This window comes from Halomicrobium zhouii, assembly GCF_900114435.1.
In the GTDB taxonomy this organism is placed as follows: domain Archaea; phylum Halobacteriota; class Halobacteria; order Halobacteriales; family Haloarculaceae; genus Halomicrobium; species Halomicrobium zhouii.
Genome location: NZ_FOZK01000002.1, coordinates 695,184 through 711,392, shown reverse-complemented (window position 1 = coordinate 711,392; position 16,209 = coordinate 695,184). Strand labels below are relative to the sequence as shown.

The following is a 16,209-nucleotide window of genomic DNA, read 5'->3' as shown; positions in this document are numbered from 1 at the left end:
TACGAGAATCAGTGGTGGAACTTACTCCAGCGAGTCCAGGAGCCCGCGCATGTAGCCGATGGCCCACAGCCGACCCTTCGTGTGGTAGCCGGGATTCGAGTTGTCCTCGCCGGCCATCGTCGGGACGTGGTCGGGTCGGATCGGGACGTCGTCGTCGACCCATTCGACGTAAGCTTCCATCGCGGCGTGCATGTCGGTCGGTCCCTCGTCGTGCCACGTCTCGACGAAGCGGTCGGCGTCGCCGTCGACGTCGCGGAAGTGGACGAAGTTGATCTTCCCGCCGAAGTGGCGGATGGCTTCGGGGATGTCCGCGCCCATCGCGGCGAAGTTGCCCTGGCAGAAGGTGACGCCGTTGTACTCGCTGTCGTAGACGTCGAGGATGCGGTCGTAGTTCTCCACGCTCGTGACGACGCGGGGGACGCCGCGCAGTTCCTCGCGCGGCGGGTCGTCGGGGTGCAGGCCGAGTTTGACGCCCGCCTCCTCGGCGACGGGGACGACCTCTTCGAGGAAGTACGCCAGCGCCTCGAAGACGTCTTCGTGACTCTTTGCCGCCGCCTCGACGGCGGGGCCGCCCTGCATCTTGGCGTTGTCGTAGCCCGTCGCGAGGGAGCCTCCCCGGAGCTCGTTGTGGGCCTCGGTGCGTGCCCAGCGGACGCCGGCCATCCAGTCGTAGCAGACGACCGGAATTCCGAGGTCGCCACAGTGCCGGAGGAACTCCTTGAACACCTCGATGTCCTCGTCGCGGCCTTCCAGTCCGAGGCGGATCCGGTCCGAGATGGGGACGCTCCCCTCCAGGACGGAAAAGCGCAGGTCGGCGCCCTCCAGGTAGTTTTGCAGCCCGCGGAGTTCGTCGTAGGTCCACTGGGTCTTGTCGTCGCCGATCTCCAGGGGGTGGATGACGGCGTCGGTGACGCCCATCTGTTTGGCGAGTTCCCATCGCTCGTCGGGATACGGCGGCAAAACGAGTGCAGGTCGTACCATGCGAACTCGTGGGTCCAGGCGGGCAAATAGGCTTTCGCTGTCCGGGCGGACGTGGCGCCTGGACTCGTGAACGCGACGCGTGAGAAAGAGAGCCTGCAGATCTGTCGCGTTCGGTCTCTTTGCTCAGTTCTCGTTCCAGACGCGGACGCCGACCACGCCGGCGAGTGCAGACAGCGCGGCGAGGATACCGAATCCGGGACCGATCGCCGAGGTCGAGCCGTCGTCCTCGTTCGCACCGTCGGTGGTCGAGTCCGACCCGGACGACATCGTCACGTCGCGCTCCGAGAAGTGGTCGACCGCGATGGCCACGTCCGCGGCGGCCTCGGCGGAACTCGACTGCGTCACCATGTAGCGGGAGCCGTCCGACTCGCCGTTCGCGGCCCGTCGCAGTTCGGCGTAGGAGGACGCCTCGGCGGCCGCTTCGCCGTCGACGCTGACCTCGACGTCGTCAGCGGCGTCGAACGCCGCCTCCGAAGCAGAGACGATGACGACCTTGCCCTCGCTCTCGGCGCGGGAGACCGTCATGTTCACGCGGTTCGCGCTCCGTTCGGAGACTTCGACGGTGGTGTCCTGGCCGTAGTCGACGGTGTCGGTGACCGCCTCTTCACCGTCCTGCAGCAGGTAGACGCTGGCGGCCGCGGTGCCGTTCGCTATCATGCGCTCCTGTTCCTCGTCGTCGCTCGACCGCTCGTTCGGGTACGACCGGACGACGAGTCGGCTGTCCCGTTCGAGGGCAGCGGTGACGTTGCCCTCGTCGTTCAGCGTGACGTTGCCCTCGCCCGCCACGACGTAGGCCTGTTCCGTCCCGTTGGCCGTCGTGACGACCAGCCTGTCGTCGCTCGACTGGTCGGCCGAGGCCTCGCCGCCCAGCCCGACCTCGACGTACTGGGCCTCGTCGTCGGCCGAGACGACCAGCGAGCCGTGCCCGTTGTCGTGGGCCCGGAGCGTCGCACCGCTCTCGGACTGGACCGTCGCGGCCGTCTTCACCGAGGTGTCGAGGGAGAGGGCCGCACCCACGATGTCGGTCACGGCCGACGCGCTCACCGAGGCGCCGACGCCCAGGCTACTCTCCGCGTCGCTCTGGGACTGGACGCGGACCGACTCCATCACTGTCTGGCCGTCCACGCTGTAATCGACCAGCGCGTCGCCCGTCGCGTCGAACGTCACGTGGGAACCGGCGTACGCACTCCCGTCCTGGGCGTCTGCAGCGACCGTGGCCGGTGCCACCGCCGCGAGTAATACGACTATCGTCAGTACGAGTGCTCGTTTGCTCATCGCTGTGTCGTCAGGATAAATCCGAGTTCGCCCGATATACGTTCGGCCTAATTATCGAAAGACGGGAGCGGAATGGGACCATTCCACACGGGCAGTTAGTCCGCCCGTGTGGAGGCGAACGCTCAGTCGAAGCCCCACTCCTCGGCGCGGGCCTCGGCCTCTCTGCGGGCCTGCTCGCGGATCGCCTCGATCTTCTCCTCGTCGTCGAGGAAGGCCTCGACGGCGCTGCGGTCCTCCGGTGCCTGGCTCTCCGCCCCGTCGCTATCGGTATCAGACGCGTCGCCGCTACAGGTTCCAGCGTCGATTCGCTCGTCCGGGGCGGCGCGTCGCGTGCTGGCGGCCAGGGCGGGGTCGCCGGCCAGTCGCTCGGCGGGCATCCCCGGCGGCACCCGGAACGCCGCGGCGTCGTCGAGCGCGTCGAAGGCGTCGTCGGGCAGTTCGTACAGTTCGACGTGGTACGGCCCGGGCATCGCCAGGTCGCCCAGCGCCGCCGGACCGCCCCGCTCGGTGCCGGTTGCGTAGGTCAGTTCCGGGACGCCCTCGCGGAAGGTGACGACGCCGCGCCCCTCGCCCTCGAGCAGGAGCGTCTCCTGCGGTTCGAGGACGGCGTAACCGGTGAGGCTCCGGTCCAGCGCCTCCGCGAGCGGGTAGCGCGGGTCGCTCACGACGCGGGACTTCAGGAGCCGACCGTCGGGGAGGTTCATGGCGGGTCCGGGATGACGGCGCTACGGAAGCGGTCGGCCACGGCCTCCGAGCCCCCGTCGCGGACCTCGATGGCAGCCGCCGCCTCCTCGAACGCCGCCGCGGCGTCCGAATCCGGGGCGTGGGCCAGCAGCGGCCTGCCCGCCCGGCGGGCCTCGCGGGCGGCCTCGCTGGCCGGCACCGTCGCCAGCGTCGGCCCGTCGAAGTACCGCTCGGACTTCTCGGCGATCCGACCGATGGCGTCGTCGTCCCGCACCTTGTTGAACACCAGCCCGGCGACGCCGGTGCCGTAGGAACTCGCGTACTCCTGGACCTTGATCCCGTCCGACAGCGACGGGATCGTGGGCTGGAGCACCACGACGACCCGGTCGGCCAGGACGACCGGCAAGATGGCGGACCGACTCGACAGGGCCGCCGCGGAGTCGAGCAGGATGACGTCGGTGTCGGCGGCGAGTTCGGCGACGACCTCTCGCAACTGCGCCGGGTCTGCGTCGCGGAATCCATCCAGGCTCGTGCCACAGGGGACGACTGTCATTCCGAACCGCTCGTAACAGGACTCCTCGACCGGCACGTCGCCGGAGAGCACGTCGTGCAGCGTCGTCTCCGCCTCCGAGAGCCCGGCGTGAAAGAGCAGGTTCGCCATCCCCGTGTCGGCGTCGACGACGGTCACGTCGTGGGACTCCGCCAGCGCCATCCCGAGCGCGAGCGTGCTCGTCGTCTTCCCCGTCCCGCCTTTCCCGCTCGCCACAGCGAACGCCTCGACCATTATCTTACGGTGTCTTCGTGTTCTGATTAAAAGGTGTGGATCTCTGGGGAGGTGGTGGGTCGCCAGGTGTCGGCAGAACGACCGTCAACGCCCGGAAAGCCCTCGGCGCGCTCTCTGAAACCGGTACTGCGACCGCCAACAACCAGAAAGCCCTCGGCGCGCTCCGGTCCCGGGGCTTGCTGCGCTCCTCGCTGCGCTGCGGTGCTATCGGCGCCCGGGTTCCCGGACCGCGCCTCGCCCTTTCAGTCCACCAGGTAACCGCAGCCTTCCCTTCCCCTGGTCGCGCGATGAAACGCGCTCCCGGCCGGGCGGTTGCTGAGCGGTCAGGACGCGTGATTCGCGGCGGACGCCGCGAATCAGGGGAGGGGTGGTGGAGTCAATCGCGAGCGCGTGCCGAACAGAGTGAGGCCGCGCGAGCAAGGTTGATCCTGGAGGAATGAAAGGGCGAGGCGAGGTCGACGAAGCACGCCGAAGTAAGCACCGAACGCAGTGAGGCGCGCAACGAGGCGCGCGATTCTCGTGAGCGGAGCGAACGAGAGCTCGAAAGACGAGCGAAGCGAGTCTTTCGGTGGTCGAGCGCGCCGAGGGCTTTCTGGTTGTTGTCGGTATTCCTCGTAGCACCAACCACTACCCGAGAATCGGAGACAGATCGACATACTCCTCGACGAGCGAGGCGGCGCGCTCGTAGGGATCAGACTCCACGGAATCACCATCGGGTCGCTCACGTCCTGCCACCTCGAACACTCTCTCGACGAACCCATCCAACGCGACCTCGTTCTCGAAGAGGCCGTGGAGGTAGGTACCGAGGACGCGGTCGGTCGCCGCGCCTTCGTCGGCGAACGGCCGCCGCACCTCACCGACGACTTCGGTCTCTCCGGCGTGGATCTCGTAGCCGGAAACCTCGCCGTCGGCCTCGGCGAGCGGACCCACGCCGGAGATATCCCGAGTGACCGCCTCTAGCGTCTTCTCGGGGTCGAACCGGGTCGTGATCGGAAGCAGGCCGACGCCCTCGACGCGCTCGTCCTCGCCAGTGCCTTCGAGAGAAGCGTTCGTGATCTCCTCACCGATCATCTGATACCCGCCGCAGAGGCCGACGACGGGGCCGTCGAAACGTCGCAGTTCCTCGTGCATCCCCGCGTCCCGAAGTTCGAGCAGGTCGTCGACGGTGTTCTTCGTCCCCGGGATCACGACGGCGTCGGCGCCGACGTCGGCCAGCGATCCGTCGAGCGGGACGTACGCCACCCGGACGCCGGGTTCCGCGGCGAGTGGTTCCAGGTCAGTCGCGTTCGAGATTCGGGGAAGTCGGGGCACCGCGACGGTGACGGTCCGGTCCGCCGGTACGCCGTCGGCCGCCCCGCGAACCGACCGCTCGTCGGCCGCCGGGAGGGCGACGCTGTCCTCCTCTGGGAGGCCGGGGTCGTCGTAGGGAAGGACACCCAGCACTGGCACGCCCGTCCGGTCCTCGAACTGCTCGACGCCGGGATCGAGGATCGATCGGTCGCCGCGGAACTTCGTGATCACGCAGCCCACCACCTGCTCGCGGAGGTCGTCGGGCATCAGTTCGAGCGTGCCCACGAGGGAAGCGAAGACGCCGCCGCGTTCGACGTCGGCGACGAGGAGAATGTCTGCGTCGCTGAACCGGGCCGTCTCCACGTTCGCCAGGTCGCGGTCGTGGAGGTTGATCTCCGCGATAGAGCCCGCGCCCTCGGCGACGACGACGTCGTGCTCGCGGGCGAGGCGGTCGTGGGCGGCCCGGGCCGCCGACAGGGCGTCGTCCCAGTGGTCGTCGTAGTAGGTCCCCGCCGCGAAGTGGCCGGCGGCGCGGCCGTCGACTATCAACTGGGACTCGCCGTCGCCGCGGGGCTTGAGCAGGACGGGGTTGTGGTCCGTCGTCGCCGGGATTCGGGCGGCGCGGGCCTGGACGTACTGGGACACGCCGATTTCGCCCCAGGGATCCTCGTCCAGGGATTCGTCGTCCGGGGATTCGTCGTCCGGGGATCCGTCGCCCGCCCTCCCATCGGCCCGCGGCACGACGCGGGCGTTGTTGGACATGTTCTGGGCCTTGAACGGCGCGACCGACCGTCCCTCGTTCGCCAGGTGGCGACAGAGCCCAGCGGCGACGGTGCTCTTTCCCACGTGGCTCGCCGTGCCGGCGACGAGGACGGTCCGGGTCATCGGCCGTACCTGCGACGCGCGGGGCCACGTGTCTTTCGCCACTGCTCTCCCGGCGATTATCAAACACAACCGGTTGATATGCTAGTATTCAACCAGTTTTGATTTACCAACGCGGTAGTGAGTAAACCAAATTCGGTTTACCCACAACTGTTAAACCGGTATAGATTGAACATCGGGCAATGACCAGGCGTCGATGCGTGATCGTCGGGGACGTCGTCGACTCGCGCGCGGTCGAGGACAGAGAGGCGCTCCACGACAGCCTCGAAGCCGGCATGGAGCGGGCGAACGACGCCGTCGGCGACCGACTCGTCGCCCCCTTCACGACGCTGAAAGGCGTCGACGAGGTAGGTGGCGTCCTGACGGACCCGGGGCGGGCCTACCACGCGGTGCGGGAACTGACCGACGCGGTCCACCCGACGGGGATCCGGTTCGCCGTCGTCTGGGGGGACGTCGACGTGGGCGCCGACGCCGACGACGTCGCCAGGATGGACGGCCCGGCGTTCCACGAGGCCGACGACCTGCTCGCGGAGGTCGAACGAGGTGACCGGTACGTCGGCCTGTCCGTCGACGGGACCGACGAGTGGCTCGTCGACCTGCTGACCAACCAGATCGACCTCGTCTGCATGTGGAAGGCCGGGTGGACCGCCAGGCAGATGGAGGTCGCGAGACTGTACCGTGACTTCGGGGAGATGGCGGCGGTGGCAGACCGCCTCGAGGTCTCCATCCAGTCGGTCTCGCAGACGCTGGCCAGGGCCGACGCCGTGACGATTATGGGGATGGAGCGGGACCTCCAGACAGCCATGACGGAACTGTGGGGTGACCTGGCGTGATCGGGGACGGGTATCGCAGCGTGCTCCGACGGGTCGCGTCGATCGGTCTCGCGGCGGCGTCGGCCGCCGTCCTGCTCTGGCTGACGCCCGCACCGACCGTCGTCGCGGACAGCGGGACGGCGCTCCTGACGCTCGCCGCGGGCTACGGCCTGCTCGTGGCGACCAGCGGCTACGTCGTCGCCGGGTCGCTCCGCTTCGCGGGCGCCGACGTCGGCGAAGAGGAGGCAGACACCGGGCGGGCGGTCGGGAAAGTCGAGAACGTCCTCATCCTGACGCTGGCGCTCCTGGGCGCGTACACGGCGCTGGGCCTGGTCTTCACCGCGAAGTCCATCGTCCGCTACCAGGACATCTCCAGCGGCAACACGACCTACTACCTCACCGGCAGCGTCGCCAACGTCACCTACTCGCTCGTCTACGGCGTCGCACTCGCCCGGGTAGTCGGAGTCCCGGGCTGAGCGTGATAGTTTCCGGCCCGCGGGCCGGACCGCGAGACTCCCGGCCACCTTTCCCGCCGGCGCTCCTGCGACCAGCCGTGACCGACGACGCCGGGGACCTGGCGGCGCTCCACGACCACCTCGCCGCGACCGGCGAGTTGCCCGTCGAGCGGTCGGCCAGCAGGTGGCTCGGGGAGGCCGAAGCGCTCGCCGCGGACCTGCGCGAGAGCGACCTCCCGGCCGACGTGGTGGCCGATCGACTCGCGACTATCGAGAAGCTTCTCGGGGAGGTCGAAGAGACGGGCGACGAGCGAGCCGACGAACACGTCGCGGCCGCGCGGGAGCGACTCTCGGACGCTCGCGCTCGCTTCGACTAGTACTCGGTCCCCTTCCGTGCGGGGTGGCCGTCCTCCAGGGGGTGTTTCTCCTTGCGGACGTTCGAGACGAGGTCTGCGTGGTCGAACAGGTACTCCGGACGCTCGTGGCCGCCGGTGAGGACGAGTTCCAGGTTCTCGGGCTTCGACTCGACGAGGTCGACCACGTCCTCGGGATCGAGCAGGTCCCGGTTGGCGGCGTAGACGATCTCGTCGATGATCAGCATGTGGACGCCCTCGTCCGGGGTGCCATCGGGGTCCAGCGGCGATTCGAGGTCGGCGTCGGCCGACCCCTCGACGATTTCCTGAGCGCGGGCGAGCGCTCCCTCGGCCCGGGCCGCGTGCTCGTCGTCGTCGGAGCCGTCCATGAAGCCGTGCCAGCCGAAGTGGCCGGCGTTCTCGTAGGAGAATCCGGGGAGGGCGGCGATGGCGTTGTACTCACCGCGGACGTTCTCGACGGAGGCGGTGCCGCCCTTCATGAACTGGAGCAGGTGGACGCGGTAGCCGTGGCCGGCCGCGCGCATCCCCATGCCGAGCGAGGCGGTGGTCTTGCCCTTGCCGTCGCCCCACCACACCTGGACGAGGCCGAACTCCTCGGGCGCGCTGGGTTCGATAGCGTGGTCGGTGGGCGATTCGGCGGTAGCGGCGTCGTCGGTGGTGTCGTCGGTCATGGTAGGTCAGTGTCGGTCGGCGCACGGACCACGAGTATCGAGAGGTCCGAGAACGCGGTGTCGTCCGGGTCGTCGCCGCCGGCGTCGGCCGCCAGGTCGGCCAGGGTGGTCTCGGTTCGCGATTTGCCGTCGTGGGTAAGGCGCTCGAAGACGAGCGCCGTCGACTCGCCGGGCGCGCCGCGGTCAAGCAGGAACTGCGCCACGTCCTCGGGCATCCAGTCGTAGGGCCGCGGGATGACGATCAGGTGGCGCTCGCCGGCGTCGTCGGCGAGACGGTCCAGCGCCCCGGTCACGTCGCCGCGGACGTGCAGCGTCTGGAACGCGGTGTCCTCCATCGGCGTCCGCGCGCGACTGGCAGCGACCTGGATGGACGAGATGCCCGGGACGACGCGGACCGGCCCGTCGACGGCTCGTTCGACCTTGCCGAGGAACTGGTAGCCCGAGACGTTCGGGTCGCCCATTAGCAGCGCGACGCCGCGCTCGCCGGCGGCGACGCGGTCGGCGAAGGCCGAGAGCGTCTCGCCCTCGTCGGCGTAGCCGCAGGTGAGACAGTCGGTGTCGGCGTCGTCGATGGCCGCGCGAGCGAAGTCGACGACCGTCTCGAACCCGGCGACGACGTCGGCTTCGGCGAGCAGGTCGCGAGCGCGCCCGGTGAGAAACGCCGGCGCCCCGGGACCGACGCCGACGGCGTGGACGACCGGCTCCGCGGTCGACTCCGCTTCGCGAGACGCGAACGTCGCCGGATCCGTCGAACCCGAGTCCGCCGCCTCCGGGTCGGTCACGTCACCCCTCCGCAAGCGGCTGGCACTGGTCGCATGGAATGAAAACTCAGTTGGGGTAGACAAATATTTATTGGGTGCCGATGGAGTGCCTAGCAGAATGCGATACGCACCACTTTTTGGAGTCCTGTTGCTCGTGCTGGCAGCGACGGCCCCGGCGACTGCGACCGTCGCACCGGCGACGGCCACCGCACCGACCGCGCCGGCGGCCGACGCGGCAGCACAGGGATCGGAGTGCTCGTTCCCGGTCGAACTGACCGACCAGTCTGGGACGAACGTGACCGTCGAGGAAGAACCCTCGCGCGTCGTGACGCTGAACCCCAGCGCGGCCCAGACGATGTGGGAGATCGGCGCCAAGGACAAGGTCGTCGGCGTGACGAAACACGCCATGAACCTGGAGGGCGCCGAGGCGAAGACCAACATCTCCGCGGGCGGCCAGACCATCAGTAACGAGAAGGTCGTCGGCCTGGAGCCGGACCTCGTCCTCGCGCCGAACACCATCGACAACGAGACGGTCCAGTCGCTCCGCGACGCGGGCCTGACCGTCTACCACTTCGGCGAGGCCGGGTCGATCGCGGGCATCCAGGAGAAGACGCGGATCATCGGTGAGCTCACCGGCGAATGCGCGGGCGCCGAGGAGACCGTCGACTGGATGGACGCCGAACTCGCGACGGTGGACGCGGCCGTCGAAGGCCAGGAGCGACCCGGGATGATCTACACCTTCTTCGGCTGGACCGCCGGCAACGGGACGTTCATCGGGAACCTCATCGAGCGCGCCGGGGCGAGGAACGTCGCCGCCGAGGCCGGCATCGAAAGCTACCAGGAGCTCAACGACGAGGTGCTCGTCGACGAGGACCCCGACTGGATACTGCGCAACAGCGACAACGACCAGGTGCCGAAGACGGCGGCCTACAACGGGACGACCGCCGTTCAGGAGGACCAGATCGTCGTCGTCAACTACAACCAGCTGAACCGACCCGCGCCGCGGGTGATCTACCCGCTCGTCGCGATGACGAAAGCGATGCATCCGGAGGCGTACGCCGAAGCGAACGCGACCGAGTCGGCCACGGCGACGGCGACGGACACCGACACCGCGTCGCCGACCGACGCGACGACCGAGTCGTCGACGCCGTCGCCCACCGAAGTGACCGAAGACGGGCCCGGTACCGGCGCCAGCGGCCCCGGCTTCACCGCCGTCGGTGCGCTGGTCGCGCTCGTCTCCCTCTCGCTCCTGGCGGGCCGCCGAGGGACCTGACGATGACCGACCGGTCGACCGACCCCACGGTCGTCTCGACGTCGCCGTCGGGCACGGAGATACTCTGCGCCCTCGGCGTCGAGCCAGCGGTCGTCTCCGGGTCCTGCGACCACCCGCCGTCGGTCGCCGACCGGCCGCGGCTGGACCGCTCCCGCGTCGATGGCGAAACCAGCTCGGAGCGCGACGGCCAGGCCACCTCCTCGCACGAGGTGTACGACGTCGACGAGGAACTGCTCCGGGAGGTCGAACCGGACCTGATCCTCACCCAGTCGGTCTGTGGCGTCTGTGCCGTCGACGAGGGCCGCGTCCGCGAGATCCTCGCCGGCGAACCCGCCGACCCCGAGGTGCTCGGGATGGAAGCCAGCGACCTCGGAAGCCTGTTCGACACCATCGAGACCGTCGGCGCGGCCGTGGGCCGCGAGGAGCGGGCCGCCCGACTGATCGACCAGCTCGAAGACTGCTTCGCGACCGTCGAGTCGATCATCGACGAGGGGGTCGCCGCCGACGCCGGCGAGCGCCCTACCGTCGCCGTCTTCGAGTGGCTCGACCCGCTCCACCTCGCCGCGAACTGGGTCCCGGAGGTCGTCGAGCACGCCGGCGGCGAGTACCCGCTCGCGGACCCCGGCGACCGCTCGGTGAAGGTCGACTGGGACGACGTCCGCGCAACCGCCCCCGACGTGATCATCGTTGCACCGTGCAGCTACACGCTGGACGACTCCTTCGCCTCGATCGAGGAACTGACGGAGCGGCCGGGGTGGGAGGAGCTTCCCGCCGTCCGAAACGACCGTGTCTACGTGCTGGACGGCAAGGCGCTCAACCGCTGGACGCCCCGGCTGGCCGGCGAGTGCCAGCGCATCGCGACCGTGCTGCATCCGGAGCTGTTCGAGGGGGAACCGCTGGCCGAGCCGCTCGGCGAGTGACGTCCCCGACGGCCGGTTCTCCGGCGCGGCCGGCCGCGTCACACAAGAACTTTCAACTGGTCTGTAATTGGTACCGACATGAACGAGACGGTCCCAGGTAACACAGCGAGCGCGACGCCGGCGTCCGACCGCCGGCGCTTCCTCCGGGCGACCGTGGCGACCGGTCTCGCGTCGGTCGCCGGCCTCGGCGGGGTCGGATCCGCCGCCGCACAGGAGACCGGCACCCAGGAGACCGACGCCGGCGAGAGGCGCTGGGCGGTCGACCTCCCGTTTGACGCGCTGTCCTCGCCGACGGTCGTCGACGGCACCGCCTACGTCGGCAGCGCCGGCGGGACGGTCCACGCCGTCGACGCAGCGTCGGGCGACGAACGGTGGCGCTTCGAGGTCGACGCCGCCGGCCGCAGGGCAGTGAACGCCGCGCCGATGGTCGTCGACGACGTCGTATTCCTCGACAGCGGCGCCGGCGTGTTCGCCCTCGACGCCCCGACGGGCCGCGAGCTATGGCGCGCCGAAGCGGTGGTCGGCGGCGAGATAAACAACCCGCACTCCTCGCCCACGGTGGTCCACGGCACCGTCTTCGTCGGCAGCGCCGGCGCCATCCTGTACGCGCTGGACGCCGCGACCGGCGACGAGCGGTGGCGCGTCGACGCGGGCGAGTTCACGTTCTCCTCACCCACGGTCGTCGACGACACCGTCTACCTCGGCACCGACGCCGGGGTCGTCGCCGTCGACGGCGAGAGCGGCGAGGAGCGCTGGCACCGCGAGATCGGCGACGTCTCCTACTCGTCGCCGACGGTGGCCGACGGGCGCCTCTTCGTTGGGACGTTCAGTGGGGACGAGGCGGTGTCCGTCTACGCGCTCGCGGTCGAGAGCGGCGAGGAGGCGTGGCGATTCGACACCGGTCACGACGTCGGCTCCTCGCCGACGGTGGCCGACGGCACCGTCTTCGTCGGGACCCAGACCAGCGACGACGGGGGCGACGTCTGGGCCGTCGACGCCGCGAGCGGCGAGGAGCAGTGGCGCGCCGGCGTCGACGAGGTCGTCTTCTCGTCGCCGACGGTCGCCGGTGGGACGGTGTTCGTCGGGACGAACGCGATAGATGCACGCGACGTGAGCGAGAGCGAGGGGACGCTCCGGGCCATCGACGCCCAGTCGGGCGAGGAGCGCTGGCGCGCGCCCGCCGGTGCCGAGGTACTGTCCTCGCCGACGGTCGTCGACGGCACCGTCTTCGTCGGGCACTGGGACGCCGACGACGACGAAAACGGTGGCAGACTGGTGGCCATAGACGCCGGCGTCGACGCGTCGAGCGAGGGGACGCGCGTCACGCTCGGGACCCTCGGCCACCACGACGGCTACCGCCACGCCGACCAGTCCCTGGACGTCGACCGGCCGACCGACACGGCGACCGAATCCCCGACCGAGACGGCGACCCGCTCCGAAACGGCGACGACGGCGCCCGGGACGACCGGCGCTGGCGACGAGGGGACGGATGCGGTCGGTCCCGGGTTCGGCGTCGCCGCCGCTCTGGCCGGTCTCGGCGGCGGGGCGTCACTGCGGGCCCGTAACCGCGGCGGGGACGAACGCGACGAGGAGTGAGCCGGCGACGGGTCCGGTGGTTTTAATTGCTGCCAGTCGACGTGTGAAACCGATGGTCCCCCTCCAGTTCGGCCTCCCCGGTGCGACAGAATTGCTTATCGTCGGCGTGTTCTTCCTGGTCGTTCCGTTCGCGATGTCCTACTGGGTGTACACGGACGCCGAAGCACGCGGCGACGACGACGGCGCGCTGTGGGCGCTCGCCGTCGGCGGCCTGACCTACCTGACATTTTTCGGCGGGTTCCTCGCACTCGCCGTCTACGTGTGGCAACGATAATCCATGGACGCGCTCGTTCGAATCGCCGCCGTCGGCACCGTCCTTCTCGGACTCGCGTACGTCGCTGCTCCACGCAGGATGTACAGCACGGGATTCGATTTCCTGCGAGGGGAGTCGTCGGAGCCGACCAGGACCGATCTCTGGCTCCACCGGATCATGGGTTGCGGCCTCGTCTGGATCGGTCTCTCGCATCTCCCGTAGTCATCGGCGCACTCCCCGCGGTCTCTCTCGCGAGGGACACCTGTAGAGCCAGCGACAGCAGCCCGGGCGAGCGAGTTCAGTCCGCGTCGGCCGGGTTCCAGACGTCGGTTTCCCGGTCGGTCACCACGCCGTACTCCGCGTCGGCGACCGAGTTGGGCGGTTCCGCTTCCGCGTACCGCGACGCGAAACTCGCCCGGACCGCGTCCCTGACGCAGGCCCGCGCCCGGCCCCCCACGTCGGTCGCGCTTCCGGCGAAATCGACCGGGTCGGCGTCGGGAACGCAGCCGACGGCGACGGCGTCGCTCGTCGTGCCCGGGACGCCGGCCAGGTCCGAGAGCGTCGCGGCCTTCGCCTCGACGCAGGTCGCCAGCAGTTCGGCCAGCGTCCCGTCGGCGAGCGCCCGCTCCGCCCCGACGACGAGGTTGACGGTGCCTGGTCGCCAGTCGGACGGGCAGTCGTCAGCGCGCCCCGCCGCCGGGGATTCGGACGATGCCGGATCCACCGGGAGCGCCGCGGGGTTCGAGACGCCCGCCGTCGCCAGCGCCGTCACCGGGCCGGCGCTCGCACAGCGGGCGTGGGCCATCGAGACGCCGGTGAGCAGCGCTGGCCCCGGATCCTCGAAGCCCACGGCCCGGAGTCGTTCGTCGCGAAAGTCGGCCAGGTCGGTCCGGTCGAAGCCGTCGGGCACGGTGACGTTGTACGCCGCGTCGGCGTCGCGGTACCCACCGTCCCAGCCGGTGACCAGCCAGCGGGCGCCCGCGTGCCGGCACTGACAGACGCCGTCGCGGACCGTCGCGTCAAACACCGACGGCCTCCAGCAGGCGGTCGTTCTCCTCGGGAAGCCTGACCGCGACGCGGACGTGCGAATCCAGCCCGCGGAAGGTCCGGGCATCCCGGACGGCGATGGAGTGGTCGGCCGCGCGCTCCAGCAGGTCCTCGACCGCCGCCGAGGACCCGCAATCGAACAGCAGGAAGGGTGCGTCCGACGGCGACACCGAGTAACGGGTTTCCAGTCGTTCGCGCATGCGAGCACGCTCCCGATCGACCCGCGATCGGGTATCGTCGACGAACGACTCCTGTCGCATGCAGTACGCCCCCGTCGCGGCGGCGGGCGTCCCCAGCGACCAGGGCATCCGCGCTGTTTCGAGGCGGGCGCGGTGGTCGCCCGTGGCCACGGCAAAGCCGGCGCGGAGGCCGGGCAGGCCGAACAGTTTGGTCAGCGAGCGCGCGACGACCACCCCCTCGGCGCCGGCGATGGAGGGACGGTCCGTGAAGCCCAGGAACGCCTCGTCGACGAGCAGCGTCGTATTCGCGTCCCGACACCGGCCGGCGAAACGTTCGAGCGCGTCGGCCTCGACGGCCTCGCCCGTCGGGTTGTTCGGGTTGCAGACGACGGCCATCGCGTGGTCCTCGAGAGCGGCGTCGAGCAGTTCGTCGTGAACGACGAAGTCGGGCTCGGCGCCCTGCAGGCGGACCTCGCGGGCGTACTCGCCGAAGCTGGGGAACGGGACGAGAACCGAGTCGCCAGGGCTGACGGCCATCTGCATCGCGAGCCGAATCGCGGCGAGACCGCCAGCCGTCGGCACGACCGCGCCGGGGTCGCAGTCGACGTAGGACGCCGCTACACGGCGGAACTCCGGGTAGGCGTCGTCCGGGTAGCTGCGAGCGGCGTCGAACGACCTCCGGAAGACGCTCTCGGCGCCGTCGGGGACCCGCGGGTTGACGTTGGCGCTGAAATCGAGAACGTCGGGGTCGTCGGAACTCCCGTGGGGAACGCGGCCGGCCGCGTCGATGGCGTCCTCGGCCCCCGAGCGGAGCGTGTCGACTGCCTCCGGGTGCATGTCCGCCCGTCCGTCGCACCGGCGGATAATACTTTCGCGGGCGCAGAATCGGGGACGGACGGGGGAACAGGCTGTGACGAGACTGGGAACGGACCGCTTCAGAGTGGTGGTTGCACCTTTTTTCGGGCGTTCGCCGGCACCGGCAAGTCGAAGGGGGCCAGATTTACAACCGCCACTATCAGGCCCGCGACGAGATGGTCGAGACGGCGTCGTCGCGGGCGGTGACGGCGGTGAGCCGGCCGAGCTCGCGGTCGATCTCCGCCGACGGGTCGACCGCCAGCGAGACCGTCCGGCCGTCCGCCGTGCTGATCCGGACGTTACGAGCGCGTTCTCGGCGTATCTCGATACCGTCGAACTCGTCGACGTGGCGGCGCGCGTACTCGACGAGTCCGATGCCGGCGAGCATCGGGAGGAAGCTCAGCAGCACCAGCGGGTTCGCCGTCAGCGCGACGGTGCCGGCGAAGCACACGACGGTGAGGAACGCACTCACCGAGAGCAGGACGCGGCGGCCGTCGGCCCCGGCCGGCAGGGCTCGCTCGACGCGGCGGAGCGCTGCCACGCCGTCGAAGTCGGTGGCGGTCCGCTCGTCGAGGGCCTCCAGCGTCACCAGTTCGGCGACCTGGTCGTTCCAGCGGAAGAGGACAGTCGCGACGAGCGCGACGACGGTTGTGAGCGCGAGGACGGGGACGGCGGGGTTCGACGAGAACGCCGCCAGCGCGACGAATCCGAGAACCGAGAGTCCTGCACCGGCCCCGAGCACCAGGCGATAGTCGTTACCGCGGTAGGTGAACGTCGACTCGGGACGGCTCCGGATCGCACAGATGGCGTCGTAGCCCACGTCGAGGAAGGTCCCGTCGTCGGCGAGGCAGACCAACCGTCGGTCGGTCACGCCGACGGACACCTCCTTCGGCGCGCTCTCGTCCGAGAGCGTCGCAGCGTAGACGCCCTGTAACGGTTCCTCGGCGATGAGGCAGTCCCGAAGACGATCGGTCGTCTGTGACATCAGTACCGAGGGGTACACCGCTTCGTGACATTGTAAGGAACCGCTTAGGTCACCGATACGGTGACTGTCGACCGGTCGCGAGGCCCGCCGAGGGAAGGTGTAAGCCAGTCCTACGACGACGGCCATGGCCCG

18 protein-coding genes are annotated in these 16,209 nt (G+C 69.7%); 8 read left to right on the top strand and 10 right to left on the bottom strand.

Annotation, left to right across the window (positions count from 1 at the left end):
- Positions 1-21: 21 nt before the first annotated feature.
- The 5 genes from BM337_RS10740 to BM337_RS10720 all read right to left on the bottom strand — a co-directional run bounded on the left by BM337_RS10740 (position 22) and on the right by BM337_RS10720 (position 5,899).
- Entirely contained in the window at positions 22-981 is a 960-nt protein-coding gene (locus tag BM337_RS10740) for a mannonate dehydratase (protein ID WP_089816603.1), read from the bottom strand.
- Between the two features lie 123 nt (positions 982-1,104).
- The gene (locus tag BM337_RS10735; RefSeq protein WP_089816602.1) at positions 1,105-2,256 is read right to left on the bottom strand and encodes a hypothetical protein; all 1,152 of its coding nucleotides are present in this window, start codon (positions 2,254-2,256) and stop codon (positions 1,105-1,107) included.
- Between the two features lie 122 nt (positions 2,257-2,378).
- A complete protein-coding gene (locus BM337_RS10730) occupies positions 2,379-2,960 on the bottom strand; it encodes a DUF8054 family protein (RefSeq protein ID WP_089816601.1) in 582 nt (193 codons plus the stop codon).
- Positions 2,957-3,724 (bottom strand): nucleotide-binding protein, encoded by a 768-nt coding sequence (locus tag BM337_RS10725; protein ID WP_089816600.1) that lies wholly within the window; start codon positions 3,722-3,724, stop codon positions 2,957-2,959. Before BM337_RS10725 ends, BM337_RS10730 begins: the two co-directional genes overlap by 4 nt.
- 627 nt (positions 3,725-4,351) lie before the next feature.
- On the bottom strand, positions 4,352-5,899 hold the full coding sequence (locus tag BM337_RS10720; RefSeq protein WP_089816599.1) for a cobyric acid synthase: 1,548 nt from the start codon (positions 5,897-5,899) through the stop codon (positions 4,352-4,354).
- 179 nt (positions 5,900-6,078) lie between these two features.
- On the opposite strand from BM337_RS10720, the gene BM337_RS10715 reads away from it, so the two are divergent.
- The 3 genes from BM337_RS10715 to BM337_RS10705 all read left to right on the top strand — a co-directional run bounded on the left by BM337_RS10715 (position 6,079) and on the right by BM337_RS10705 (position 7,540).
- Positions 6,079-6,729, top strand: coding sequence for a SatD family protein (locus tag BM337_RS10715; RefSeq protein ID WP_089816598.1), 651 nt, complete (start codon positions 6,079-6,081; stop codon positions 6,727-6,729).
- Positions 6,726-7,184: a hypothetical protein gene (locus tag BM337_RS10710; RefSeq protein ID WP_245778649.1), complete on the top strand. Its 459-nt coding sequence runs from the start codon at positions 6,726-6,728 to the stop codon at positions 7,182-7,184. Before BM337_RS10715 ends, BM337_RS10710 begins: the two co-directional genes overlap by 4 nt.
- Before the next feature lie 77 nt (positions 7,185-7,261).
- Positions 7,262-7,540 (top strand): DUF8152 family protein, encoded by a 279-nt coding sequence (locus BM337_RS10705; protein ID WP_089816597.1) that lies wholly within the window; start codon positions 7,262-7,264, stop codon positions 7,538-7,540.
- On the opposite strand, the gene BM337_RS10700 is transcribed toward BM337_RS10705, so the two are convergent.
- Together BM337_RS10700 and BM337_RS10695 are read right to left on the bottom strand one after the other, a co-directional pair.
- Positions 7,537-8,208: a cob(I)yrinic acid a,c-diamide adenosyltransferase gene (locus tag BM337_RS10700; protein WP_089816596.1), complete on the bottom strand. Its 672-nt coding sequence runs from the start codon at positions 8,206-8,208 to the stop codon at positions 7,537-7,539. The two genes, BM337_RS10705 and BM337_RS10700, sit on opposite strands and share 4 nt — an antisense overlap.
- Positions 8,205-8,990 carry a cobalt-precorrin-7 (C(5))-methyltransferase gene (locus BM337_RS10695; RefSeq protein ID WP_089817177.1) on the bottom strand — a complete coding sequence of 262 codons (786 nt, stop codon included), beginning with the start codon at positions 8,988-8,990 and terminating at the stop codon, positions 8,205-8,207. The genes BM337_RS10700 and BM337_RS10695 overlap by 4 nt, the downstream gene beginning before the upstream one ends.
- Before the next feature lie 97 nt (positions 8,991-9,087).
- On the opposite strand from BM337_RS10695, the gene BM337_RS10690 reads away from it, so the two are divergent.
- From BM337_RS10690 to BM337_RS10670, 5 genes are all read left to right on the top strand, one after another.
- Positions 9,088-10,242 (top strand): PGF-CTERM-anchored ABC transporter substrate-binding protein, encoded by a 1,155-nt coding sequence (locus tag BM337_RS10690; protein ID WP_089816595.1) that lies wholly within the window; start codon positions 9,088-9,090, stop codon positions 10,240-10,242.
- A gap of 2 nt (positions 10,243-10,244) precedes the next feature.
- Positions 10,245-11,162: an ABC transporter substrate-binding protein gene (locus tag BM337_RS10685; RefSeq protein WP_089816594.1), complete on the top strand. Its 918-nt coding sequence runs from the start codon at positions 10,245-10,247 to the stop codon at positions 11,160-11,162.
- 78 nt (positions 11,163-11,240) lie between these two features.
- Positions 11,241-12,758 carry an outer membrane protein assembly factor BamB family protein gene (locus tag BM337_RS10680; RefSeq protein WP_089816593.1) on the top strand — a complete coding sequence of 506 codons (1,518 nt, stop codon included), beginning with the start codon at positions 11,241-11,243 and terminating at the stop codon, positions 12,756-12,758.
- A gap of 52 nt (positions 12,759-12,810) precedes the next feature.
- Positions 12,811-13,032: a hypothetical protein gene (locus BM337_RS10675; RefSeq protein ID WP_089816592.1), complete on the top strand. Its 222-nt coding sequence runs from the start codon at positions 12,811-12,813 to the stop codon at positions 13,030-13,032.
- Positions 13,033-13,035: 3 nt separating this feature from the next.
- A complete protein-coding gene (locus BM337_RS10670) occupies positions 13,036-13,233 on the top strand; it encodes a DUF6199 family natural product biosynthesis protein (RefSeq protein WP_089816591.1) in 198 nt (65 codons plus the stop codon).
- Positions 13,234-13,309: 76 nt separating this feature from the next.
- Here BM337_RS10670 and BM337_RS10665 read toward each other — a convergent pair whose 3' ends face one another.
- The 3 genes from BM337_RS10665 to BM337_RS10655 all read right to left on the bottom strand — a co-directional run bounded on the left by BM337_RS10665 (position 13,310) and on the right by BM337_RS10655 (position 16,077).
- On the bottom strand, positions 13,310-14,038 hold the full coding sequence (locus tag BM337_RS10665) for an adenosylcobinamide amidohydrolase (protein WP_089816590.1): 729 nt from the start codon (positions 14,036-14,038) through the stop codon (positions 13,310-13,312).
- Positions 14,031-15,074, bottom strand: coding sequence for a threonine-phosphate decarboxylase CobD (cobD, locus tag BM337_RS10660; RefSeq protein WP_089816589.1), 1,044 nt, complete (start codon positions 15,072-15,074; stop codon positions 14,031-14,033). Before cobD ends, BM337_RS10665 begins: the two co-directional genes overlap by 8 nt.
- A gap of 178 nt (positions 15,075-15,252) precedes the next feature.
- Entirely contained in the window at positions 15,253-16,077 is an 825-nt protein-coding gene (locus BM337_RS10655; protein WP_089816588.1) for a hypothetical protein, read from the bottom strand.
- Between the last annotated feature and the right edge of the window lie 132 nt (positions 16,078-16,209).